The organism is Halomonas sp. B23F22_20, from assembly GCF_043496985.1.
Lineage (GTDB): Bacteria > Pseudomonadota > Gammaproteobacteria > Pseudomonadales > Halomonadaceae > Halomonas.
The window spans coordinates 1-612 of sequence record NZ_JBIEKH010000116.1 but is presented as its reverse complement, the minus strand read 5'-3'; the positions used below and the strand labels follow the sequence as shown (position 1 = coordinate 612).

General features: G+C 67.8%; 1 protein-coding gene. It reads left to right on the top strand.

Annotation, left to right across the window (positions count from 1 at the left end; translation table 11 throughout):
• The coding region (locus ACGTN6_RS20870; RefSeq protein WP_394595014.1) for an IS91 family transposase at window positions 1-612 on the top strand (612 nt) is incomplete at both ends.

Genomic DNA, 612 nt, shown 5'->3' with positions numbered 1-612 from the left:
CACCGAGGCGATGGGGGGGACGGTCTTGCAGTGCACGGCCTGCGACCACACTCAGCCGCATTACTTCGGCTGCCGCGATCGCCACTGCCCGCAGTGCCAGGGTCGCGCCATGCACCAGTGGGCCGAGCGTCAGCAGGCGAACATCCTGCCAGTGCGCTACTACCATGTCGTGTTCACCCTGCCGCACAGCCTCAACGGCTGGGTCCAGCTGCACCCCGAGGTGATCTACCGGCGGCTGTTCCAGAGCGCCTGGCAGACGCTGCGCACCTTCGGTCGCGATCCCAAGCGTCTCGGCGGCGAGATGGGCATGAGTGCGGTGCTCCATACCTGGGGCCAGAACCTGAGCCAGCATGTGCACCTGCACTGCCTGGTCCCCGGCGGCGCGCTGGGCGACGATGGCGCCTGGCGCGAAGCGCGCAGCCACTACCTCTTCCCGGTCCGGGCCCTGTCGCACTACTTTCGTGGACACCTGGTCAGTGCCCTGCGCCAGGCCGCCACTGCCGGCGAACTCCACCGGGTCACCCGGCCCGGTGACGTCGATGACCAGCTCAACACGCTGATGGCCACCGAGTGGGTGGTCTACAGCAAGGACTGTCTCGAACACACCGACAC